This window comes from Geodermatophilus sp. SYSU D01186, assembly GCF_054050215.1.
This window is the reverse complement of record NZ_JBJGYW010000080.1, coordinates 1-731: the sequence shown is the minus strand read 5'-3', so window position 1 is coordinate 731 and position 731 is coordinate 1. Positions and strand designations below refer to the sequence as shown.

The following is a 731-nucleotide window of genomic DNA, read 5'->3' as shown; positions in this document are numbered from 1 at the left end:
AGGCCGGGATAGGCGCGCTCGGTCCAGCTGCGCGGGGCCTGGTACTGCTCGCCGGGGAAGACGCTGACGGCGACCGGGATGGTGACGCCCTTGGCGTCGAAGAAGCCGCCGCGGTACTCCCAGTACAGCCGTGACGCGGAGACCCCGGTGCGCGTCAGCCAGTACAGCGTGATGTTGTCGAGGACCTCGTCGCGGGTCAGCTCGCCCGTGGCACTCGAGGTCCGGTCCAGGGCCGCGGCGACGGCGGCGGCGGGCTGGCCGTCGGCGTCGTTGTGGTCCAGCAGCCAGGCGGCCAGGCCGACGGGGGAGTCGGCGATGCCGTAGAGGGTCTGGGGGCGCGCGGCCATGTACCGGGCGTACTCGACCTGCCCGAAGGTCCGGACCAGTTGCTGGTAGGCGCGCCGTTCCTCGGCGGAGAGCCCGGACGGCGCCGGCGCGCCGGCCAGGGCGGCCGCGTTGACCTCGGCGGGGACGGTGGCCGGCATGTTGGTGTGGATGCCGAGCAGCCCCGGGGGTGCCTGCAGCCCCATCTGGTCGACGACGAAGGCGCCCCAGTCGCCGCCCTGGGCGACGTAGCGGGTGTAACCGAGGCGCTGCATCAGCTGCGCCCAGGCCCGGGCCATGCGCTCCGGCCCCCAGCCGGGGCTCGTGGGCTTGCCGGAGAAGCCGTAGCCCGGCATCGACGGGATGACCACGGAGAAGGCGTCGGATGCGCTCGCGCCGTGCGCCGT

Annotated in this window: 1 protein-coding gene; it reads right to left on the bottom strand. The window is 74.1% G+C overall.

Annotated elements, in window-relative coordinates:
- Nucleotides 1-731: alpha/beta fold hydrolase (locus tag ACI784_RS25240; protein WP_457015339.1), on the bottom strand; the 731-nt coding region annotated here is incomplete at both ends.